Here is a 23,252-nt window from a genome sequence, read left to right as displayed (position 1 = left end):
GAAAGGGGCCTCGCAGAGCCACAGCACCCCTCAATCAAAAGCCCCCCGCCCCATCCGGCCCGTCGCACGCAGCAGCGCCGCCTCCGCGATCAGCACATCCACCTGCGCCCGCGCCACCGCCAGCTGCGCCGAGCGATAACTCTGGTCCGCTACGAGAATGTCGATGGTCGAGCGCAGGCCGAAGCCATATTCGGCCCGCACACCCTTCAACGCCAGATCGGCCGCCGTCAGCCCCTCCGCGCTCGCCGTCAGCCGACCCTTGGCGGCCGTCAGCGAGGCCCAGGCGGTATCGGCGGCCCGCACCACGCCGCGCGCCACGGCGTCCGCGTCAAATCGCTCCGCCCGTCGCGCCGCCTCCGCCTGCCGCACGCGCGAGGCGACGAGGCCGCCGGTCAGCAGGGGAATGCGCAGCGCCAGTCCGGCATTGGCCGCGCTGTCGAACCCGCTCGCCTGTCCCCCCGCCCATTGTACCCCGTGTCCATAGCCCCCGGCCAGATCGATGGCAGGCGCACGATCCGCGCGCGCCTGATCGATGCGCGCGGTGGCGGCATCGACCCGGCGCTGCTGGGCGAGGAGCAGCGGATTGCTCGCCTCCGCAGCCGCCCGCGCATCGGTGAGCGTACGCGGCAAGGCGGCGGGCGTGGCGATCATCGCCTCCAAAGCGCCCGCATCACGCCCTACGATCGCCCGGTACGCGGCGGCCGCCGTCGCCACCGCGCCCTCGGCATCGACCAGATTGGAGACGACACTGGCCCGCTGCGCCTCCAACTGAGCGACGTCGGTGCGCGTCGCCTGTCCCAGGCCGTAGCGCGATTTCGCCTCGGCCACCTGGCTGTCAAGCCGCTCAATCCCGACCCGCGCGACCTCGACCGCCTGCTGGGTGTAGAGCAGGTCGGCATAGGCGCCGACCACCCGCTCCAAGACATCCGCCTCGACATCGCGCAGCGCCTCTCCCCCCGCCGCGGCATCGCCATTCGCCGCGCGTACCGCCGAGGAGACCCGGCCACCGGTCCAGATCGGCAAAGTCGCGTTGATGCCCCCCAGGGCCGAGGTGGCGCCCGTCCGCGTCCCGGCCCCGTTGCTACCCAGCCGGTCATAACCGGCATTGCCCGTAGCACCCGCCGTTAGTCGCCCCGCGGCCCGCGCCTGGTTGGGCGTTTCGGCCAACGCATCCTGCCGCGCCCGTGCGGCGGCGAGTTCGGGATTGCCCTCCCACGCCGCCGCGATCGCCTCGCGCAACGTCTCCGCCGATGCGGGGGCGGCCACGACCAAAGCCGCCCCCATCAGCCACCACGCCCCCGGCTTAGTCATGGCGGAGCGCCCAGGCTGGTGCCGCCCGGCTGGCCCGCAGCGACTGGCCCAGTACGGTCAGCACCGCGATGGCGAGCGCCAGCATGGTCGCCCCGGCGAAATAGAGTGGCGACAGGCTCACCCGGTCGTCGAACCCGGCCAGCCACGCCCGCATCGCGACATAGGCCAGCGGCCAGGCCACCAGATTGGCGATCAGCACCGGCCGCAGAAACTGCCCGACCAGCAGCTTGACGATATCGGTGGCCGAGGCGCCCAGCGTCTTGCGGATGCCGATCTCCTTCACCCGCCGCTGGGTGTTGAACGAGGCCAGGCCCCAAAGCCCAACGCAGCCGATCAGGACGGCAAGCCCCGCGCCGATACCGAACAGGCGCGTGGTGCGATCATCGACCTTGTAATATTCGTCCATGTTCTGGTTGGCGGTCTTCGCCTCGAAGGGTACCTGCGGCGCGATCTGACGCCAGATCGCGCGCAGCGCAGCGATCGTCTCACGCGGATCGCCTTCGACGCGCAGGGTCGTGCGCGGGATCGTCGAGAAGCGCGACTGGTAATAATACATGGTCGGATTGACCGGATCGCGCGGCGAGAAGAAGCGGGCATTCTCCACCACGCCGATGATCATGCGGGGATTGGTCCGCCCGACCGTCTTGCCAAGAGCCGCCTCCGGGCTGCTGAAGCCAAGGGCCCTTACCCCTTCGCGATTGATCACGACATTGATCACGTTCGGGCCGGGACCTGTGGCGTTGCGGCTATCGTCAGCCCGATGTGCATCGTCAGGCAGGCGGCCCGCGATCAGCTTGAGGCCGAAAGTCGGAAAGAAGTTTGACGACACGATGATCGCTTGCAGGCTGGGACCGGGCTCCGGCTTGCCGGGCACGGCATAGCTGTCGCTGTTGAAGCTGCTCGATCCGGGCGAGGAGTCCGACGTCGTTACCGACCGCACGCCGGGCAGCGCCGCCGCGCGCGCCATGAAGGCGGTCAACTGCGGCTCCGTCACGGCACCGTCCGCGGTCGAGCTCACGATCACCAGCCCGTCGCGGCGGAACCCGACATCGGTATTACGAACATGGCGGGTCTGGGCGATCAGCACGACCGTCCCGATCATGAAGGCGATGGCGAGCGCGAACTGGAACACCACCAGCATCTCGCGGACCCGCGCTCCCGCCCGTCCGCCGCCGGGCGAGCGGGACGAAGCCAGCACGGCCGCCGCCGGAAAGCGCGACAGCAACAGCGCCGGATACAGTCCGGCAAGGCCGCCCACGACCAAAGCCAGCAGGGCAAGGCCAGGCAGCACCACGGCATAATCGAGCGACAGCGTCAGTCCCCCGGCCGCGTTGATCATCGGCAGGCCCAGTTCCGCGAGAATCAGGCCACCCAGCGCAGACAGCAGCGCGACGAGCAGCGCCTCGCCCAGAAACTGCCGGACCAGCACGTCCCGGCCCGCCCCCAGTACCTTGCGCATCGCGACCTCGCGCGCCCGCAGCCCGGCCCGCGCCGTCGCCAGGTTCACATAATTGACGATCGCGATCAGCAGGGTCAGCACGCCGACGATACCCAGCGTCGCCACCGTCATCTTGCGACCGGGCGTGGTTTGCAGATGGATCTGGGTTAGCGGTGTGATCTTCAGGCTAAGGTTCTTGATCGAAGGTCCCTGGTCTTTGGCGCCTCGTCGATCGACAAAGGCCCGCATCTTTTCCTGCAGCCGAGCGGCATCCTGCGGCGTGTCGAAGCGAAGGATCGTCCAGACACGCGAACTGCCCCAATGGAACCACATCTTGTCCGGATGCGGATTGGGCGTCTTGGCAAGGATGGAATAAGACAATTCGGTATCCGGCGGCAGGTCGCGGAAGATGCCCGCCACGCGGTAATTGGCCGTCTTGCCGATCGCCGTCAGGGTCATCGTCTGACCGATCGGATTGGTACCGGGAAAATAGCGTTTGGCGATCGTCTCGCTGATCAGGACATTGTCCGGGGCCTGCAATGCGCGAGCCGCATCCCCGGCGACGATCGGCAGGCGAACGATATCGAGGAAATTGGCGTCGGCATAGGCGAATGTCTCGCTGGTCGCGGTTCCGCCTCGCACGACATTGGCATCCATCGCCTGGATGCGCGTTCCGACCGTGTCCGGGAAATCCTCGCGAAGCTGGTCGATCAGGCCGCCCATAGTGCCGGTCGAGTAGCCATTGGCGGGACTGCCCGGCATGTCCCAATATTCCTCGGCCAGATACAGTCTGTCATGGCCCGGCAGCCATTTCTCATAGCCCGTCTCGAACCGGACATAGAGGCTGAGCACGAGGAAGACGGCGATACCCACCGCCAGTCCGCCGATATTGAGTGCGGCATAGAGCTTGTGGCGCACAAGCGAGCGATAGAGCGAGAGAAGTGCGAAGCGGTTCATGATGACATGCCCCCGATGATCCCGGCGATCAGCCGCAGGTGATGCGGGCCAGCCCGCTCTTGGACAGGGTGCACCGCGGATGGCCCTCGACGGTGACGTTGGCCATGCCGCTCGCGCCGATCTGTGCCTGCTCCGCGCGGCCGGCGCGGACCTTGGCCGTCCCGCTGGCGCCGATCGTTACGTCCGGCGCGGACAGCGCACGGCTATCCACCTCGCTGGCGCCGCTACTGTCGATGGTCAGGCGCCGTACGGCGCCGTCGACCCGCAGATGGCTGGCGCCCGAGGTGTCGAGCTTTACCCGTTCGGCCTGAAGGTCGCGGACGGTCGTCTGGCTGGCGCCGGACAGTCCGAAGCTGACCGTCCCCCCGCGCAGGCCCGCGAGGCGAAGCACGCCCGCGCCGCTGGTATCCGCCGCGAAGGCCCGGACATCGAGCGCGGGGAGGTTCATTTCCGCCGCACCGCTGACACCCACCGCCTGGAGCGACGGCAGCGTGACGGCGATCGCCACTCGCCGGTCATGGCCGTTGCAGCTGTCGTTCCGGCGGCGGATGCGCAGGGTCGAGCCAGTCGTATCGATCCGCAGATTGTCGATATTGGCCGCCCTCCCTCGCGCCGTCACGGCATAGCCAGAGCCCAACGCGACGGCGACGATGTCGCAGCCGCCGACCTCGATCCTGTCGAAGCCGCGCAGGGCGAAGCTGCGCGACGTCTGGGCATTGTCCTGCGCTGGCGCGACAGTGGCGAGTGACAGCAGGGCGATGGCGGAAATCATCTTCGTCATGGATAGTCCCTTCAGATCGCGCGCATGGCGCTGGCGACGATGCGGCCGTCGAGCATGTCGATACGGCGCTTGGCGAAGTCGGCATGGCTGGGCGAATGGGTGACCATGACGATGGTCGCACCCGCATCGTTCAGCCCGATCAGGATGTTCATCACCTGCTCGCCATTGGCGGTGTCGAGATTACCGGTCGGCTCGTCCGCCAGGATCAGCTTGGGATCGCCAACAATGGCGCGGGCGATGGCGGCGCGCTGCTGCTGCCCGCCCGACAGCTGGTGCGGGAAATGGCGCGCGCGGTGGGCGATGCCGACCTTGTCCATCGCGGCGGCCACCCGCCCCCGTCGGTCGCCGACATCGCCGCGATAGGCGAGGCCGAGCGCGACATTCTCCTCGATCGTCAGTTCGTCGATCAGGTTAAAGCTCTGGAACACGAAGCCCAGCGTCTCGGCGCGGAACCTGGCCAGTTCCTTTTCGCCCATCGCCGCCAGATCGCGGTCGCCAAACAGGTACCGCCCGCCCGTCGGCCGGTCGACGGTGCCCAGCGTATTGAGCAGCGTCGACTTGCCGCAGCCTGACGGCCCCATGATGGCCAGGAACTCGCCCGCCGCGACATGCAGGTCGATATCGTGCAGCGCGGTCGTCTCCACTTCGTCGGAGACGTAGCGGCGCTGAATGCCTTCCAGTCGGATCATGATGCTCCCCTTATCGGATGTTCAGTATGTCGCCCTTCACGGACGATGTGTTGCTGATGACGATGCGCTCGCCGGGATTGAGGCCGGAGAGGATCTCCACTTGTTCGGGATTGCGGCGGCCGATGCGGACCGATCGGCGGCGGGCATGGGCGCCGTCGGGGTCGAGCACGAAGGCGGAACTGCCCCCCGCCTCCAGCCAGCCGCCGACCGGCGCGATCACCGCCCGGCTCGCGGCACCCAGCGTGATGCGGATGTCGATCGTCTGCCCGCGATTGAGGCCTGTGGGGGCTTTGTCGAAGGTCAACTCTACCTGGAACCGCCCGTCCTTCACGGCGGGCAGCACTTTCGACACGGTCAGCCCTGCGCCGTCCGACGTTGTCGCCTTCTGCCCCACCGCGACGCGGCCGAGATAATATTCGTCGACCTGCGCGACCAGCTTCCAAGAGCCCTCGCTGTCGACCTGCCCGGCCGGATCGCCGGGCTTCAGCGTCTGGCCCGGCTGGATGGTGAAGTTGGTCAGCCGCCCGTTCGCTGGCGCGCGGATGGTCAACGCCTCCAGGCCCGCGCGCACCGCCGCCAGATTGCCCGACAGCCGCGCCTGCGTATCGTTCAGCCGCGCCGACTGGGTGGCGGTGATCCGTGCCTCGGTCGCACGGCCCGACTTCAACTGGGCGAGGCGCTTTTCCTGATAGGCGGCCTCTTCCTCGAAGCTCTTCACGCCCGCATCCGACAAAAAGCCCTGATCGTGAAGCTGGCGGCGAATGCCCAGATCGCGGCGCGCTTTGATGAGGTCATATTCGGCCTGCGCCACCTGGCCCGCCCGATCGAGCTTGTTGCGCTCGATGCCGAGCCCTTCGCTCGCCACGCCACCCAGCTGGCTGGCGATCTGCGCCTCACGGGTCAGCACGTCCAGCTTCAACTGTGGATTGGCCAGGGTGGCGAGCGGCTGTCCCTCAGTCACCGTCTGCCCGTCCTGCGCCAGCAGCTTTTCCACCTGTCCGCCCGAAAGCACGCCGACCAGCGTGGTGATGCGCGGCGTGACGGTGGCGCGCACCGGCAGATAGTCGTCGAAAGCGGCGCGCGTGACCTCGCCCGTCTCGATATTGGCGGCGGCAATGTCGGTCGATCCGGCGGCGGGCAGCATCCGCCAGACTAGAACCGCGCCGATCGCCAGCAGCACGGCGATCACCACGGGGCGGCGGCGCCACCAGGGCACGGGCTTCCGCGCGATCCGACGGTCCATTCCCGCCCCCGGCGAAGCGCTTGCGTGTACGGGTTGTTCGGTCATCATGGGTCGAGTGTCACCGACGATGGCCGAAAAACCTAAAGCCTTATGAAAACGCCATTTTCTTCCGAACCGGCCGAATCTTACCGTTCACGTTCGGACGCACCGTCCGGAAATGGACGCTCCGGCGATGCGTCAAGCCCCGAACCGCCCCCGCTGGCGATCCTGCTCATCGACGACAATCCGCGCATTGCCGAATCCCTGGCCATCGCAATCGATCTGGCGGGACACCGGCTGGACGTGGCGCTGGGTCCCGAAGACGGCTTTTCCCGGCTGGCAGCGCAGGCTTACGACGCGATCCTGCTCGACCTGAACTATGCGGCGGGGCGGACCGACGGCGTCGAGGGGCTGGCGATGCTCGACCGGGTGCTCGCCGACGATCCGGGCGCGTGCATCATCGTCATCACCGCGCATAGCGGCATCCGGCTGGCCGTCACCGCGATGCAGGCGGGCGCTCGGGATTTCGTGATGAAGCCGTGGCGCAATGCCGAGCTGATCGCCAAGATCGAGCTGGCCGCCCGCCGTCGGGCCGCGCCGCATGGCCATGCGGCAGCGCCCGATACCACGGCTGAACCTGCGCGTCTGCTCGGCGACAGTCCCGCTATCGCGCAGGTCCGCGACCTGATCCGCCGCATCGGCCCGACCATGGCGGGTGTCGTCGTCACCGGCCCCTCGGGCGCGGGGCGCAGCCTGATCGCCGCCGCGCTTCATGCCACCTCGAACGCAGCGGCTCGGCCGATGTCGCGGATCGACGTGCGCGATCCCCTGGCCTGGGACCGCCTGGGCTCCGCCGAGCGCGGAACGAGCTGGCTGCTTCGCCATCCCGACCGGCTGGACGAGATCGCGCAAGCCCGGCTGCTCGACCGGTTGCGGCCAGAGGATCGCTATATCGCCATCGCCGACGAGCCGCGTGCGATCACCCCGGCGCTCGCCCGCCGGATCGCGGCGGTCGAGATCATGGCCCCCGCGCTGGCCGAACGGCAGGAAGATGTGCCGCTGCTCGCCCGCCATTTCTCGCGGATCGCGGCGGAGCGCCACGGGCTTGCCCCGCCCCGCTTCACGCCCGCCGCCGAGGCGTTGCTGGCGACCGCACACTGGCCCGATGAAGCGCGCGGCCTTGCCGCCGCGATCGAGCGCGCGCTGCTGCTGGGCGAAAATGGCGTGATCGAGGCCGCGCTGCTCGCGCCGCCGGTCAGTGCCATCGTCGCCCCCGCTTCGACACGCGCCAGCTTCGATCTGGACGAAAGCGAGCGTGCGATGATCGAGGCGGCCCTGATCGAGCATCACCATAATGTCACCCAGGCCGCGCAGGCGTTGGGGCTCAGTCGCGGTGCGCTCTATCGTCGGATGGCGCGCCATGGGCTTTGAACTGTCGCGCCGCCGGGCCTTGGCGGCGGGGCTGTCCGGACTGGCGTTGACCATCCTCGGCGGGTTGATGCTGCTGGCGTGGCAGAAAGGGATGCTGGGATCGATCCTGGGCGCGGGCTTGTGCATCGCCTGGCTGATCGGAGCGGGATGCTGGACGGCGGCGCGTTCAGGACGCGGCGAGCGGGATGGCGAGATGACGCGTCCCGCCCCGGACGGGCCGCCGCTGGACGCGCTGTTCGACCAGATCCCGCTACCGCTGCTGCGCGTCGATACGGGCCGGGCGCAGGCGATCAACCGGGCGAGCCGCAGCCTGTTCGCCACCGACGACCGGGTGATTCCGACGCCGCCCGCGCTGCTCGACGTGAGCCAGACGCGACTACGCCACGAGGGAAAGAGCTGGCGGATCGAGCGGGTGGCGGGCACCGGCCGTGCGCTGGTCATGCTAATCGACATCGAAGCCGAACGCCGCGCCGCCGAAGCCCATGCCGATAACGAGATGATCGATATCCTCGGTCATGAGCTACTCAACGGCCTGTCGCCGATCGTCTCGCTGGCCGATAGCGCGCAGGTCGCGGCGGAGCGCGGTGACACGCGGCTGCCCGGCATATTGGCAACGCTGACCCGGCGCATCGAGGGGCTGGAGCGCTTCACCCGCGCCTATCGGATGCTCGCCCGCTTGCCCGATCCGGTGCGGGCGGTGGTGGATATGGGCGAACTGGTCGGCGACCTGTCCCGCCTGTTCGCCGAGCGTTTCGGCGACCGGGTCATGCTGTCGACCGAGGTGCCCGAGGGCGCGACCGGCTGGTGCGACCGGGACCAGATGACGCAAGGGCTGTGGGCGCTGCTCCACAACGCGGCCGAAGCCGCGCTGGCCGGGACGGTCGCCCCGGCGGTGACGCTCCACGTCGCGACGGAGGCGGGGCGGCTGGTCGTGCGCGTGTCGGACAGCGGCCAGGGCGTCGCCGCGCCGGAGCGGGCGCGGATCTTCCGTCCCTTTCACACCACCAAGCCCGAAGGGTCCGGCATCGGCCTGACCCTGGCCCGCCGGATCGCGCAGGCGCATGGCGGGGAACTGACCCTGTTGCCGGTCGCCGTTACGACCTTTGAACTGCTGCTTTCCTCCCCTGGAAGGGGAGGTGGCAGCGCGGAGCGCTGACGGAGGGGGGCTTCGGCAAAGGACGTCCCTTGCGGCACTCCCCCTCCACCATGCTTCGCATGGTCCCCCTCCCCGTACCGGGGAGGATTTTAGTGCTGGCGAAACATCAAAGTGAGGATTGCCTTGAACGCACCGGCGTCTAGGCTCTGCCGCCCGACGAGGAAGCCATCGATCCCGCCCTGTTCAAACAACGCCGCGCCGTTGTCGGGGGTCACCGAGCCACCGTAAAGAATACGCACCCCCGAAACCGTATCGCGGATCAGCCCGGCCATCATCTCGACCTCCGTCGGTTCGGGCGTACGATCGCCACCGATCGCCCAGACGGGTTCATAGGCGATGGCAATCCCCGGCCCGTTCGCCCCGGCAAGCGATCGGGTCAGTTGCTCCCGAACGACATCCGCCGAGCGACCGGCGGCGTGATCCTCGGCCGTTTCCCCGACGCAGAGCACGACATCCAGACCCGCAGCCCGCGCGGCCCGCACCTTGGCGGCGATCAGCGCATCGCCCTCGTGATGATCGCGCCGCCGCTCGCTATGGCCGAGCAGGACCAGCGACGCGCCCGCCTCGCGCAGCATCAGGGCGGAAATATCGCCGGTATGCGCGCCGCTGGGTTCGGCATGGCAGTCCTGCCCTCCGATCGTTAGGCCCGGACAAGCGTCCCGCGCCCGATCGATCAGAGTCGCGGGCAGGCACAATGCGACATCCACGCCCGGATGCCGCTGCGCTGCCTCACCGATCGCCGCGATGATCGGCAGGTTGCGGCCATCGCCGTGCATCTTCCAGTTGCCGACCAGCAGCGGCCGCAGCGCCATCGTCACGCGACGGGCTTGGCGAGCGTCCGCGCCACCGCGTCGCGCCATCCGGCGACCAACGGTGCGCGGGCGTCCTCGGCCATGCCCGGCTCGAAACATTCCTCCCGCGACCAAAGTTTCTCCAGCGCGTCGAGCCCCGACCAGACCCCCGTCGCCAGCCCCGCATGAAAGGCCGCGCCGCGCGCCGTCGTCTCCAGATCGGCAGGCCGCTCGACCGGCGTCTGGATCATGTTGGCCAGGAAGCGGCACAGCCAGTCATTGGCCGCCATGCCGCCATCGACGCGCAGGATAGCGGCGCCTTCGCCCGCATCGGCCTTCATTGCCGCGGCCAGATCCATCGTCTGATAGGCGACCGACTCCAACGCCGCGCGCGCCAGATGCGCAGCACTTGCGCCCAGGGTCAGGCCATAGATCGCGCCGCGTGCATCCGGCTCCCAATAGGGCGCGCCCATGCCGACAAAGGCGGGGACCATATAGACGCCGTGGCTGTCAGGCACCTGCGTCGCCAGATCGTCGGTCTGGCTGGCATGGGTGATGACGCCCAGTCCGTCGCGCAGCCACTTCACCGCCGCGCCCGCGACGAAGATCGAGCCCTCCAGCGCATAGGTTGTCCTGCCGTTCAGCCGATAGGCGGGCGTGGTCAGCAGCCGATGCTTCGACGCCACCGCCGTTTTGCCCGTGTTGAGCAGCATGAAACAGCCGGTGCCATAGGTCGACTTGGCCATGCCGTGTCGGAAACAGGCCTGTCCGAACAACGCCGCCTGCTGGTCCCCCGCCATGCCCGCGATCGGGATCGCCGCACCGAGCAGATCGGGGGCGGTCGTGCCGAAGACATGCGCATTGTCATGCACCTGCGGCAGCATCGCCATCGGCACGCGCAGCAACCGGCACAGTTCCGCGTCCCACACGCCGCGATGGATGTCGAACAGCATCGTACGGCTGGCATTGGTGATGTCGGTCGCGTGCACCGCGCCGCCGGTCAGCCGCCAGAGCAGGAAGCTGTCGATCGTGCCGAAGGCCAGTTCGCCCCGCTCAGCCCGCCCGCGCGCGCCCTCGACATGGTCGAGCAGCCAGGCGAGTTTGGTCGCGGAGAAATAGGGATCGATCAGCAGGCCGGTCCGCTCGCGCACCAAGTCCTCGGCGCCGTCGGCCTTCAGCGTCTGGCACAGGTCGGTGCCGCGCCGGTCCTGCCACACGATCGCGTGGTGGATCGGCTCGCCGGTGGCGCGGTCCCAGACCACCGCCGTCTCGCGCTGGTTGGTGATGCCGATCGCGGCGATCTGCGCCGGAGCGACGCCGCTTTCGGCAATGGCCTTGCGCGCGGTGGCCAGCGCATCGCGCCAGATATCCTCCGGGTCGTGCTCGACCCAGCCCAGCGCGGGGTAGTGCTGCGCGAACTCGGCCTGTGCGATGGCGACCCGGCGAGCCTGTTCATCGAACACGATGCTGCGCGTCGAGGTCGTGCCCTGATCGATCACCAGAATGTGCGACGCCATCGCTCACCCCTCTCCTTGTTTTCGTTTTGGAACGTCACACGCTTTCATATGAACGTCAATGCTTTCGTTTTGCGTCGACATGGTATAACAAAGGACGCGCTCAGAAACAGGGACAAGCGGCATGACGGACCACGCGATGGATAGGATCGACCTGCTGATCGTGGGCGGCGGCATCAACGGTGCAGGCATCGCGCGCGACGCCGCCGGGCGCGGCCTGTCGGTGCTGTTGGTCGAACAGGACGATCTGGCGAGCCACACATCCTCATCTTCGACCAAGCTGATCCATGGCGGCCTGCGCTATCTGGAATATGGCGAGTTCCGGTTGGTGCGAGAGGCGCTAATCGAGCGCGAGCGGCTGTTGAACATGGCGCCGCACATCATCTGGCCCCTCTCCTTCGTCCTGCCGCAGACCCAGTCGCCGCGCCCCGCGTGGATGGTGCGGCTGGGTCTGTTTCTCTACGACCATCTCGGCGGTCGCGAGAAGCTGCCGGGCACGCGCACCGTCACGCTGGAGCGCTCGAAGTTCGGCGCCGGGCTTTCGCCGCGAAAGGGCAAGGCTTTCGTATATTCGGACTGCTGGGTCGAGGATAGTCGCCTCGTCGTGCTCAACGCGATGGACGCCGCCGAGCGGGGCGCGACGATCGCGACGCGCACCAAGCTGGTCGATGCAAAGCGCGAGGGCGATGGCTGGGTTGCGACAATCGAAGCCGCAGGGGCGGCCCGCACCGTCCGCGCCCGCGCGCTGGTCAATGCGGCAGGGCCATGGGTCGCCGACGTGATCGGCCGCACTCACGGCGCGAGGGCCGATCGCGGCGTCCGGCTGGTCAAGGGCAGCCATATCATCGTGCCCAAACTCTATGAGGGCGACCATGCCTTCATGCTCCAGAATGACGACCGCCGCATCGTCTTCGCCATCCCCTATGAGGGCAGGTTCACGCTGGTCGGCACCACCGACGAACCCTGGACCGACGCGCCCGCCAAGGCGTCGATCAGCGCGGCGGAGACCAATTATCTGCTCGTCACGGTGAACCGCTATTTCGCGCGGAAGACTGGGGAAACCGATATCGTGTGGAGCTATGCCGGTATTCGGCCGCTCTATGACGATCATTCGGCCAATGCCTCGGCAGTGACGCGCGACTATGTACTCGACCTCGATACGGGCGCGGAGGGGGAAAGCGGGGCGCCGATGCTCAACATCTTCGGCGGCAAGATCACCACCTATCGCAAGCTCGCCGAGCACGCGATGCGCGAGTTGGCGCGCTTCTTCCCCGCGGCCGGGGGGGCATGGACGGCCGGGGCGGCGTTGCCTGGCGGGGATATGGCGGATGCGGATTTCGACGCCTTCCTGCGCGAACTGACCGCTAGGCATTCGGATATGCCGCCCGCCCTGCTGCGTCGTCTGGCCCGTGCCTATGGCACGCGTATCCATGCGATGCTGGAGACGGGTGATCTCGGACCCGATCTGGGCGGCGGGCTGCACACCGCCGAGGTCGATTATTTGGTGAAAGCCGAATGGGCGCGGACGGTCGAGGACATCCTCTATCGCCGCAGCAAGCTGGGCCTGCACGTGCCGCCCGAAACGCCCGAGCGGCTGGCGGCCTATCTGGCCGAGCAGGGCGTCGCATGAAGCCGCCCTCTCCCGGATCGGCGGAGATCGTCGCGGCACGCCATGCCGCGATCCTCGACGTCGCCCGTCGGACGGGCAGCGTCAGCGTCGATGCGCTTGCCGACAAGCTGGGCGTGACGCCGCAGACGATCCGCAAGGACCTGAACATCCTGGCGGGCCAGTCGATGCTGGCGCGCGTCCACGGCGGCGCGGTCGTGACCTCGGGCACCGACAATCTGGCCTATGCCGAACGGCGCACGGTGGCCGCCCCCGCCAAGGCGGCGATCGGAGCGGCGGCCGCCGCGCTCGTCCCCAACGGGGCCAGCCTGTTCATCAATATCGGCTCGACCACCGAGGCGATCGCCAAGGCGCTGGTCGATCACCGCGACCTTATGGTCATCACCAACAATCTGAACGTCGTCGACATATTGGGCGGCCGCCCCTCGATCGAGGTAATCGCCGCCGGAGGCCGAGTGCGCGCCAGCGACCGGGCGGTGGTCGGCGCGCTGGCGATGGACTTCATCCGGGGGTTCAAGGTCGACATGGCGCTGATCGGCGCGTCGGCCATTGATCCGGACGGCAGCTTTCTCGACTTCGACGTGGACGAGGTGCGCGTGTCGCAGACGATCATCGCCCAGGCGCGGCAGGTACTGCTGGCGATCGACGGCTCAAAGCTGGAACGCGCCGCGCCGGTCCGGGTCGGGGACATGGGCGATGTCGACTTTCTCGTCACCGACAGGGCCGATTCCCGGCTCGCTGAGGCCGCCCGCACCGCGGGTACGACCGTCGTCGAAACCGACAGCGGCGGAATGTCCCGATCGGCCTGACACACATTGGTATGACACTGGCGCTTGACCGCCATCCCGCCTCGGCCCCTATAAGGCTCGTGATGGACAATAACACGACCCAGGACCGGCTCTACCGGGAACTCGCCCGCACGCTGATCACCGAGTTGCAGGAGGGCCGCTACCCGATCGGCACGCGGATGCCCGCCGAGCGTGAGCTGGCAACCCGGTTCGACGTCAGCCGCCCGGTCATCCGCGAGGCGCTGATCGCGCTGGAAGTCCAGGGTTTTATCGAGGTGCGGATCGGCTCGGGCGCGCATGTCGTGGCGCTGCCGGGCCAGGGCGAGACGCCCGATTTCGGCGTCTCCGCGATGGAAGTGGCCGAGGCGCGCCTGTTGTTCGAGCCGGAGGCAGCGGCGCTGGCGGCCTCGCAGATCACCGACAGCGAGTTGGACGAGCTGGCCACGCTGGTCGATGCGATCGAGGAGGAGAACAACACGGTCGGCGGCGCCTTCCATGCCGACCGCGCCTTCCACACGCTGATCGCCCGCTCGACGCGCAACAGCGCGATCCTTGAGACGATCGACCGGCTATGGGAACAGCGGCTGCGCTCGGCGGAGAGCGTGCTGCTCGACGCCAAGGTCCGCGAGATCGATGTGCGGCCCATCGTCGAGCATCATGCCGCGATCCTGGAAGCGCTGCGCTCGCGCGATCCGGTCGCGTCGCGGGTCGCGATGCAGCGGCACCTGACCGCCGCACTGGAAGGCCTGCTGATCGCCAGCGAAGCCCGCGCGGTCGCGGAAGTGCGTCAGGCGCTGGCCGCCAAGCGTGACCGGACGGCGCATCTGAAGATTTGAATGAGACGTAACCCCTCCCCTGCAGGGGAGGGGTTGGGGTGGGGCCTCACCTCGAAACCTGTGCTCGCGGAAGCGCCCCTCCCCCTGCCCCCCCCTGAAGGGGAGGGGTGAATTAGCAGTTCAGAAATTCACGCCGAACCGCACGCCCGCATAGCGGCGGAAGTCGCGCGGCAGCACCGCCTGGGTCGCCATGCGCCCAGCGAAATTGCCCGCCGTGTTGACCAGCGACGCGTAATATTGCTGGTCGAACAGGTTGTTGACGAACGCCGTCACGTCCCAGCGGCGATCATGCGACCCGACGCCGAGGCGCAGGTCGAAGATCGCGAAACCCGGCTGGAAAGTCTGGGGATCGGCCGCGACATAATAGAGGCTCGACTGATATTCTCCGGCGACCTGCGCGAAGCCGTCCAGCGTGTCGGTCAGTGGCGGCGTATAATCGACCGACCAGTTGCCCTTCCACACCGGGGCCTGCGGAGCCCGCACGCCGGTCAGGTCGCGGCGGGCGGGCGAGCCGCTGCACCCCTGCGCCGCCGTCTGCATCGGATAGCATTGCGCCGAGGGGAAGGACGTGTACTTGGCGTCCAGATAGGTGATTGCCCCGCGCAGCGCGATGTCGCGGCCCAGCCGAGCCGCCGTCTCGATTTCCAGCCCCCGCGTGTTGAACTTGCCGACATTGGTCAGACGGAAGTTGCTGGTGCCGTCCGCCAGCGTCTCGATCGTCTGCGCCTGGAGATTGGTATAGTCGGTGTCGAACAGGGTGGCATTCAGCGTCAGGTGCCGGTCGAAGAATTGGGTGCGGATACCCAGCTCCCGGTCGCGCGACCGCTCCGGCTTGACCGGTCCTGCTGCCGCCCGGTTCTGGTTGAACCCGGTCGTCAGGTCATAGGTCTGGCCCTTGTAACCCGTCGAGTAGCTGGCGAAGGTCATGACATCGGGCGTCGCCTGATAGGTCAGGCCCAGATGATAGGTCGCGGCGGTGTCGTCCGCGTTCCCGGCATAGCTGGTCCGGGCCAGATTGTCGGCGAAGGTGTATTTCACGCGCTCGTTCTGGACACGGCCACCGATGGTGCCGGTGAGCTTCGAGACGAATTCCCAGTCGATCTGGCCGAAGGCTGCGACCTGGCGCGATCCGGTGGTGGCGTACCAGTTGGCGAGCGAGAAGGCCGGGCCACGCTGGAACGGGCGATCGAAGCCGGTGTTCGCGTAATAGACGCCCAGCGCATAGCGGAAGGCATCCTCACCGGGCGACAACAGGCGGAGTTCCTGCGTGAACATGCGCGACTTGAATGCGCCGACCTGGATGTTGCTGCCGACCGCCGCCGAAGACGAGCTGTCGTCGTGATCGAGATAGTCGTCCAGACGGAAGCGGTCGTAGGAGGTCAGCGACAGGATGTTCATCCGGCCGATATTCGCCTCGCTCCTTAGCAGCGCGCCGCCGCCCGAGAACTTGTTGTGCGACCAGTAATTGTTGCTGACATTCTGATTGCCCGGGCCGGGCGTCACGCCGGGGAAAATCACTGAAGGGGTCTGGCCCGCGACACCCCGCAACAGCGCGTCGGACGCCACGGCCACGAACGGCCGTGCGATCGTGGCGTTGCCGTCGACATAATTGCCCGACAGGGTGAAGGTGACATCGGGCGACGCCTTCCAGCGCAGCTTGCCCCGCGTGTTGAAGGTTTCGCGGCCGTTGGTCCGCTTACCGTTGAAGACGTTGCGGACATTGCCGTCCCAGTTGGAATAGCCGGTCGAGAAGACATAGCCCAGCGTATCGCTGATCGGCCCGGTCACGCTGACATTGGCGCCATATTCGCGGTCGCCGGTGACGGTTACGTTGCCGCGCACATGATAGTCGTCGGTCGGCTGCACCGTCATGATCTTGACCAGACCCGCCGAGGCCGCCTTGCCATACAGCGTGCTCTGCGGCCCGCGCAGCACCTCGATCTGGGCGATGTCGGGCAGGTCGGTATAGACGCGCGCCATGAAGGGCAGCGCGGCGCCGTCGACGGTGATCGCAACGGCGGTCTCGACCCCGATGCCAAAGGCCAGCGTACCCACACCCCGAAGCGAGACGGTGCCGTTGACCGGCTGTTCGGCCGGACGGATGACCAGCGAGGGGCTGACCTTGCCCAGTTCCTGGAAATGACGCACCCCATGCGCGTTCAGTTCCGCCGGGGAAATGACCTGGACGGCGAGCGGCACATTTTGAATGTTTTCGAAGCGCTTCTGAGCGGTCGTCGTTACGACGATGCCATTGCTTTTCGCAGCGTCTGTCTTCACCTTCGCATCGCTTGTCGTATCGACCGACTTGGTCGCGGCCGGATTACCGGTGTGAGCCGAAGATGCCACCTCTGCTCGGACTTCCGTAACAGGCAACACAATGAGAGCCACGCCACACAACAGGCGCGGAGCATACAGGTTCATCATTACCCCCCCTTTTCCCGAAAGGGAGAGATAAAGATGATTGTTTAAATTTACGTTGTGGAGACGCCCGCGACATTTAACGCCTCCACGGACGGTCTCTCAATCCGTCAATCAGGCGGCCTCGAGCGCCAGGAGCGCAAAGGTGGCAAGCCAGTGTTCGCCCATATAATCATCGCCCAGATGCGGAAGACTGACGGCAAGATGGGCCGCCGCCGTCGCCTCCGCACGGGCTGCGACCGGGTGTGAGGGACCCAGCTTCGCCGCGATCACCCGCCAGCACCACGCACGGGTCAGGTTCAGCCCGTCGAGATGCGCGATCTTGCCGTCCGTGCGGTCGGATACGATCGCGGGGGTGAACAGCGACGCGGGCTCCCCTGCCCCGACATGGGGAAGGAATGCGTCGAACCAGCTTCGAAAGCTCGCCGCGTCGAGTACCCGGCTTATGAGCATCGCCTCGCAAAGCGCGGGCGACAGGAATTCGTCGCCGCCCGGCTCCCACGCCTGACAGTCGCGATCCTTTCCGAACCAGTCCCGCGCTACCGTCGCGATTTCGTGGCGAAGCGCCGAATCGCGCTCGCCCGCCCAGTCCCAGGCCAGCGTCAAAGCGAAGCCGCTGTTGAAATGGGTACCGACGCGCAAAGGGTAGGTCAGGCGCGGCAGGAAATCGGCGAAACGACGCGCGAAGAACAGTGCGAGCGGCTCTAGCGTCGCCGCCCAGCTCGCATCATGGCGGCTCGCCTCGTCATGCAGCGCCAGCATCCAGGCCCAGCCATAAGGCCGCTCGAACCCTGCCGCGCCGGGGCGCTCCAGATAGGCCAGCTCGCCCGCCACCTTGTCGGGCACGAACATCGCATCGGCGCGCGCGCGTATCGCAGGCGCGGCCTCCAGATCAGGATAAAGCCGGATCAGCCGCAGCAGCTGCCACCAGCCATGGACGCAGCTATGCCAGTCGAAACTGCCGTAAAAGATCGGATGCAGGTCCGACGGGGTCCGCGCATCCTCCGGCCCGTTCAGGACGTGCGACAGGGCGTTGGGATATTCCCGGCCGACATGCCCCAGCGTCATGGCGGCAAAGCGTTCGGCAACAGATCGGTCCAGTCGGGTCATGCGATCATCCCGTAGAGAAGAAGGATGTTGAAGGCGAGCAACGGCAGCGCGGTCGGCACCTGCGCACGGATCACGGCGTATTTATCCCTCAGGCCCAGCAGGGCGGCGGGTAGCAGATTGAAGTTGGCGGCCATCGGCGTCATCAGCGTCCCGCAAAACCCCGCCAGCATCCCCACCGCTGCGACCACTGCCGGGTCTGCGCCCATCTGGCGGATCAGGATCGGCACGCCGACCGCCGCCGCCATGACCGGGAAGGCGGCGAAGGCATTGCCCATGACGATGGTGAACAGGGCCATGCCCAGCGCATAGGCCAGCACCCCGCCGATCACGCTGCCCGCCGGGATCACCGCGCCGATCAGCTCGCCGACGACTTCGCCGACGCCCGCCAGGGCGAAGACGGCACCCAGGCTCGCCAGCATCTGCGGCATCACCGCGACCCAGCCGATATCGTCGATCAGCCCGCGCCCCGCAACGAAGGGCTCGGCGGCCCTTGCGCGCAACAATATGCCGCACAGGACGAGCGCGATCACGGTGCCCAGCGTCAGCGCGACCAAAGTCGCTTGCTTGGGATCGACCAGCGCGGGCACTTGCTTGAACGCGAGCGTCCCCAGCAGGGCAACCGCCGGGATGACGAGCGCGGGCACGAAGACCTTCGCACCATGCCGGTCCTCGGCGGGCGCGACCGCCTCGGCCCGGCGCATCTGCCCCGACGCCGCGATGCCGACCAGCGCCAGGACCAGCACGCCATTGGCGACATCGCCCAGCATATCGCCGAACAGGAACGATAGGGTAATGAGCGCATAGAAGGCCGCATTGGCGAAGCGCCGGTCGCGCACCGACAGCAGCGCGAAGATCGCGAAGGCGATCCCCGCCACGGCATAGACCAGGTTCAGCCCGATCATCGCGCGCCGCGTCCCTCGCGCGACAAGCGCCGGTCGAGCCACCACAGCCGCGATCCATGGATCACGAACGCCGCGATCGCGGTCGGGATCGCCCAGATGGACAGCTGGAACGGCTCCAGCATGATGCCATATCCTTCCAGCACGCCCTTCATCAGCAGGATCGATCCGACCGCAAGGAAGATATCCTCGCCGAAGAACAGCCCGACCGTATCGGTCGCGGCCGCCATCGCCTTGACCCGCTCGGCGTCTTCGGGTGCGCCGCCTTGACGCTCGGCGGCAGCCTCCGCCATCGGGGCGACCAGCGGCCGGACGGTCTGGGCCGGCCCCGCGACCGAAGTGAGGCCCAGCGCCGCCGTCACCTGCCGGAACAGCAGATAGCCCGTCAGCAGCCGTCCCGCCGTCGCTCCGCGAAACCCGGCGACCAGCGTCCGAGCGCGCGCCTGAAGTCCCCGCCGCTCCAGCAGGCCGATGACCGGCAGGACCATGTAAATGGCGGTCACGTAGCGCGTCTCGTTGAAGGCATGGCCAAAGGTTGCGACGATTCGTACCGGGTCCAGCCCCGCCGCAAATCCCGTGACGAGGGCCGAGACGATGATGACCAGCAGGGGGTTGAACCGTAGCAGGAATCCGCCCGCGATGACGACAATGCCCGCCAGCACCCACATCAGCGCGTCTCCCGCCCATAGCCACCGCCGCCTGGCGTCTCGATAACCAGCGCGTCGCCTTCGTGCATATCGATCCCGGCGGTTGAGGCGAGTTCCTCGACGGTGCCGTCGGCGCGCTCGACGCGGTTGCGGCCCGGCTGACCTTCGCCGCCGCCGTTCAGGCCGAAGGGCGGCACGACCCGACGGTTGCTCAGGATCGCGGCGCGCAAGGGTTGCCGGAAGCGCAGTCGGCGGATCGTGCCATCGCCGCCGCGCCACTGCCCCGCGCCGCCCGACCCGCGCCGGATCGCGAATTGTTCGAGCAGCACCGGATAGCGCGTCTCCAGCACCTCCGGGTCGGTCAACCGGCTGTTGGTCATGTGCGTCTGGATCGCGTCGGCCCCGTCATGCCCCGGCCCGGCCCCCGCGCCGCCAGCGATCGTTTCATAATATTGATAGCAGTCGTCGCCGAAGGTCAGGTTGTTCATCGTCCCTTGGCTACCCGCCATCGCGCCGAGCGCACCGAGCAGCGTATCGGTCACGACCTGGCTGACCTCGACATTGCCCGCCACCACGGCGGCGGGAAAGCGCGGGTTGAGCATCGATCCTTCGGGCACGATCAGCGTGACCGGCCGCAGAAAGCCTTCGTTCAGCGGCACGGCTTCGTCGACCAGCAGGCGCAAGACATAAAGGACGGCGGCGCGCGTCACCGCCAGTGGCGCGTTAAAGTTGGTCGGCCGCTGCGCGCTGGTGCCGGTGAAGTCGATCGTCGCGCTGCCCCGTTCCGCATCGATCGTCACGCGAACCACGACGACCGCGCCATCGTCCAGCTGGTAGCGGAATTCGCCGTCCTTCAGCGTCGCGATCATCCGCCGCGCCATCGCCTCGGCATGAGCCTGGACATGCGCCATGTAGCGGGTGACGACGCCCTGCCCCTGTTGCGCGGCCAGCTGGCGAAGCCCGTCCGCGCCGCGCGCACAGGCCGCGACCTGCGCGGCAAGGTCGGCAATATTCTGGTCGATATTGCGCGCCGGCCAGGGACCGCTGGCCAGCAGCTCGCGGATCGCCTGCTCGCGCATCGCGCCGCCCTCGACGATCAGCACATCGTCGAAGACCACGCCCTCATCGGTCAGCGTCCGGCTATCGGGCGGCATCGAACCCGGTGCCGTACCGCCGACATCGGCATGATGCCCTCGCGCCGCCACGAAAAAGGCGGGCGCCTCGCCGCCGGCAAAGACCGGCATGATGACCGTGATGTCGGGCAGGTGCGTGCCGCCGCGATAGGGGTCGTTCAGCGCATAGACCTGGCCTTCGCGCATCGTGCCCCCACGCGCCTGGATGACGGTGCGGATGCTCTCCCCCATCGATCCCAGATGAACGGGGATATGCGGCGCGTTGGCGACCAGCCCTCCGTCCGCATCGAAGATCGCGCAGGAGAAATCCAGCCGCTCGCGGATGTTCACCGACGCGGCGCTGCGTTGAAGCGCCGCGCCCATTTCCTCGGCAATACCCATGAACAGCCCGGCGAATATCTCCAGCCGGACGGGATCGACCGTTTCCTCCGCCGCCTGTTCGCGCCGCGCCGCGACCCGTTCGAGCAGCAACGTACCCTCGCCCAGTACGCGCGCGGACCAGCCGGGCTCGACCACCACGGTCGACACCGGATCGATGATGAGTAGCGGTCCCGCCAGCACCGCTCCGGCCGCCAACTCGTCGCGAGCGTGGACGGGCACATCATGAGACGCCCCCGCCAGATACATGGCCACGCGGTCGACCGGATCGGCAGTCCGCTCGGCCAGCACCGGGGCGGGAAGCGCTTGGGCTTCGCCGCCCGCTATCGCCTCGACCCGCAATTGCTCGACGACCAGCATATCCTCGCCGACAAAGCCGAAACGCTGGCGATGTGCCTCGGCAAAGGCCGCGCCCATCGCCTCGGGGCGGTCCCAGGCGACGCCGATCGTCTGATCGTTGCGGGCATAGCGAAGCTGCGCCAGCACCGTGATCCGGATCGCCGTCGGATCGACACCCTGCTCTGCAAGGCCCGCGACCGCAGCCTCGCGCAGATCGGCCAGCGGAGTGTCCAACGCGCCGTCGCCCAGCGGCAGGCCCACGGTCGCCTCGCGCACCACGCTGCGATCGGCCAGCCCGATGCCAACCGCCGACAGCACGCCCGCCAGCGGATGAATCAGCACCTGCGCCATGCCCAGCGCATCGGCGACAAGGCAGGCATGTTGACCACCCGCTCCGCCGAAACAAGCCAGGGCATAGGAGGCGGGGTCCTCACCCCGCGCGACCGAGACGGCGCGGATCGCCCGCGCCATGCTGGCGACTGCGATCGCCACCAGCCCCTCGGCCGCTGCCATGGGGTCGAGGCGTTCGCCCGTAGCGGCCTCCACCTCATCGAGCAGTTCGGCGAGCGCGCGCTGGGCGGCATCAGGATCGGGCGGCAAGTTCCGATCGGGGCCGAACAGCGCCGGGAAATGGACCGGCTGGATCTTGCCCAGGATCATGTTGCAATCGGTGACGGTCAGCGGCCCTCCGCGCCGGTAGCAGGCAGGCCCCGGGTCCGCCCCCGCCGAGGCGGGGCCGACCAGCAACCGCCCGCCATCGAAATGACAGATTGACCCGCCCCCCGCCGCGACCGTGTCGATGCGCATCATCGGCACCGCAACGCGCACGCCCGCCAGAACCGCATCGGAGCGGCGGTCATATTGCCCGGCGAACAGCGACACGTCGGTCGAGGTGCCGCCCATGTCGAAGCCGATCACCCGGTCGAAGCCTGCGCCGCGTGCCGTGCGCGCCATGCCAACGATGCCGCCCGCCGGGCCGGACAACAGCGCGTCCTTGCCATGGAAACGGTCGCCCGCAACCAGCCCGCCGCTCGACTGCATGAACAGCAATCCGCCCGCCGCCGCCTCGCCCAGACCGGCTTCCAGCCCCTGTACATAGCGGCCCAGCACCGGCGACAGATAGGCGTCGGCCAGCGTCGTATCGCCGCGCGCGACCAGTCGGATCAGCGGCGCGGTCCGGTGGCTGACCGAAATCTGGGTGAAGCCCGCCGCCTCGGCCAGTTCGGCCAGCGCCAACTCGTGTGCCTGATGCTTCCAGCCGTGCATCAGGACGATCGAGATCGATCGAAGCCCGCGTGCATGGGCCTGCGCAAAGGCCGCCGCCGCCGCATCGCGGTCGAGCGGAGTCAGGACAGTGCCATCCTCGGTCACCCGCTCGTCGATCTCGACGACCTCGGCGAACAGGGGCGCGGCGCGGCGGATATCCCGCGCGAAAATGTCAGGGCGGTCCTGATAGCCGATCGCCAGCGCATCGCCGAAGCCGCGCGTGATCGCCAGCAGCACCGGCTCGCCTTCGCGCTCCAGCAGCGCATTGGTGGCGATGGTCGTGCCGATCCGGATCGCACATGCGGGAAGCGGCCCGTCGCCCACGCCGGTAAGCTGCCGGATCGTGGCCTCTGCGGCATCATATCGCCGGCCCGGATCTTCGGACAACAGCTTGGCGGTGACCACCCCGCCATCGGGGCGCCGTGCGACCACGTCCGTGAAAGTACCGCCGCGATCGATCCAGAATTGCCATTCAGCCATGGCGCTATGCATGTCATCCCGTCGCCGTCGCCGCCAGTCGC

At 67.8% G+C, this 23,252-nt stretch carries 17 protein-coding genes; 5 read left to right on the top strand and 12 right to left on the bottom strand.

Annotated elements, in window-relative coordinates:
- Positions 1-30 precede the first annotated feature (30 nt).
- The 5 genes from GGR45_RS16710 to GGR45_RS16690 are packed head-to-tail and all read right to left on the bottom strand — an operon-like array spanning position 31 to position 6,419.
- A complete protein-coding gene (locus GGR45_RS16710) occupies positions 31-1,311 on the bottom strand; it encodes a TolC family outer membrane protein (RefSeq protein WP_175310544.1) in 1,281 nt (426 codons plus the stop codon).
- Positions 1,304-3,706, bottom strand: a complete 2,403-nt coding sequence (locus GGR45_RS16705; protein WP_175310543.1) for an ABC transporter permease — start codon at positions 3,704-3,706, stop codon at positions 1,304-1,306. The genes GGR45_RS16710 and GGR45_RS16705 overlap by 8 nt, the downstream gene beginning before the upstream one ends.
- Positions 3,707-3,734: 28 nt before the next feature.
- Positions 3,735-4,487 (bottom strand): GIN domain-containing protein, encoded by a 753-nt coding sequence (locus tag GGR45_RS16700; RefSeq protein WP_175310542.1) that lies wholly within the window; start codon positions 4,485-4,487, stop codon positions 3,735-3,737.
- A gap of 11 nt (positions 4,488-4,498) precedes the next feature.
- Positions 4,499-5,176, bottom strand: a complete 678-nt coding sequence (locus GGR45_RS16695) for an ABC transporter ATP-binding protein (protein WP_175310541.1) — start codon at positions 5,174-5,176, stop codon at positions 4,499-4,501.
- Positions 5,177-5,186: 10 nt separating this feature from the next.
- Complete coding sequence (locus GGR45_RS16690; protein WP_175310540.1) at positions 5,187-6,419, bottom strand: efflux RND transporter periplasmic adaptor subunit; 1,233 nt, start codon at positions 6,417-6,419, stop codon at positions 5,187-5,189.
- 90 nt (positions 6,420-6,509) lie between these two features.
- On the opposite strand from GGR45_RS16690, the gene GGR45_RS16685 reads away from it, so the two are divergent.
- Together GGR45_RS16685 and GGR45_RS16680 are read left to right on the top strand one after the other, a co-directional pair.
- Complete coding sequence (locus tag GGR45_RS16685; RefSeq protein ID WP_175310539.1) at positions 6,510-7,829, top strand: sigma-54-dependent transcriptional regulator; 1,320 nt, start codon at positions 6,510-6,512, stop codon at positions 7,827-7,829.
- Positions 7,819-8,985, top strand: coding sequence for a sensor histidine kinase (locus GGR45_RS16680; protein ID WP_175310538.1), 1,167 nt, complete (start codon positions 7,819-7,821; stop codon positions 8,983-8,985). Before GGR45_RS16685 ends, GGR45_RS16680 begins: the two co-directional genes overlap by 11 nt.
- Before the next feature lie 89 nt (positions 8,986-9,074).
- Here the strand turns inward: GGR45_RS16680 and tpiA are convergent, their stop codons facing one another.
- Together tpiA and glpK are read right to left on the bottom strand one after the other, a co-directional pair.
- Positions 9,075-9,797, bottom strand: coding sequence for a triose-phosphate isomerase (gene tpiA / locus GGR45_RS16675; protein WP_175310574.1), 723 nt, complete (start codon positions 9,795-9,797; stop codon positions 9,075-9,077).
- 2 nt (positions 9,798-9,799) lie between these two features.
- A complete protein-coding gene (gene glpK, locus GGR45_RS16670; RefSeq protein WP_175310537.1) occupies positions 9,800-11,293 on the bottom strand; it encodes a glycerol kinase GlpK in 1,494 nt (497 codons plus the stop codon).
- A gap of 121 nt (positions 11,294-11,414) precedes the next feature.
- Here glpK and GGR45_RS16665 point away from each other — a divergent pair, with 121 nt between their 5' ends.
- The 3 genes from GGR45_RS16665 (at position 11,415) to GGR45_RS16655 (ending at position 14,541) form a co-directional block, all read left to right on the top strand.
- Positions 11,415-12,920: a glycerol-3-phosphate dehydrogenase gene (locus tag GGR45_RS16665; RefSeq protein ID WP_175310536.1), complete on the top strand. Its 1,506-nt coding sequence runs from the start codon at positions 11,415-11,417 to the stop codon at positions 12,918-12,920.
- The gene (locus tag GGR45_RS16660; RefSeq protein ID WP_175310535.1) at positions 12,917-13,726 is read left to right on the top strand and encodes a DeoR/GlpR family DNA-binding transcription regulator; all 810 of its coding nucleotides are present in this window, start codon (positions 12,917-12,919) and stop codon (positions 13,724-13,726) included. The genes GGR45_RS16665 and GGR45_RS16660 overlap by 4 nt, the downstream gene beginning before the upstream one ends.
- Before the next feature lie 62 nt (positions 13,727-13,788).
- The gene (locus GGR45_RS16655; protein WP_042490680.1) at positions 13,789-14,541 is read left to right on the top strand and encodes a FadR/GntR family transcriptional regulator; all 753 of its coding nucleotides are present in this window, start codon (positions 13,789-13,791) and stop codon (positions 14,539-14,541) included.
- 120 nt (positions 14,542-14,661) lie between these two features.
- Here GGR45_RS16655 and GGR45_RS16650 read toward each other — a convergent pair whose 3' ends face one another.
- The 5 genes from GGR45_RS16650 to GGR45_RS16630 all read right to left on the bottom strand — a co-directional run bounded on the left by GGR45_RS16650 (position 14,662) and on the right by GGR45_RS16630 (position 23,211).
- The gene (locus tag GGR45_RS16650) at positions 14,662-16,887 is read right to left on the bottom strand and encodes a TonB-dependent receptor (RefSeq protein WP_285138816.1); all 2,226 of its coding nucleotides are present in this window, start codon (positions 16,885-16,887) and stop codon (positions 14,662-14,664) included.
- Positions 16,888-17,073: 186 nt separating this feature from the next.
- Complete coding sequence (locus GGR45_RS16645; RefSeq protein WP_175310534.1) at positions 17,074-18,069, bottom strand: DUF2891 domain-containing protein; 996 nt, start codon at positions 18,067-18,069, stop codon at positions 17,074-17,076.
- Positions 18,066-18,971 carry a DUF979 domain-containing protein gene (locus tag GGR45_RS16640; protein WP_175310533.1) on the bottom strand — a complete coding sequence of 302 codons (906 nt, stop codon included), beginning with the start codon at positions 18,969-18,971 and terminating at the stop codon, positions 18,066-18,068. Before GGR45_RS16640 ends, GGR45_RS16645 begins: the two co-directional genes overlap by 4 nt.
- Entirely contained in the window at positions 18,968-19,636 is a 669-nt protein-coding gene (locus GGR45_RS16635; protein WP_175310532.1) for a DUF969 domain-containing protein, read from the bottom strand. Before GGR45_RS16635 ends, GGR45_RS16640 begins: the two co-directional genes overlap by 4 nt.
- Entirely contained in the window at positions 19,636-23,211 is a 3,576-nt protein-coding gene (locus tag GGR45_RS16630; RefSeq protein WP_175310531.1) for a hydantoinase B/oxoprolinase family protein, read from the bottom strand. The genes GGR45_RS16635 and GGR45_RS16630 overlap by 1 nt, the downstream gene beginning before the upstream one ends.
- Positions 23,212-23,252 lie beyond the last annotated feature (41 nt).

Source organism: Sphingomonas zeae (genome assembly GCF_014197135.1).
Taxonomy (GTDB): Bacteria; Pseudomonadota; Alphaproteobacteria; order Sphingomonadales; family Sphingomonadaceae; genus Sphingomonas; species Sphingomonas zeae.
Note: the sequence above shows the minus strand (reverse complement) of the source record. Positions and strands in the feature narration are given on the sequence as shown.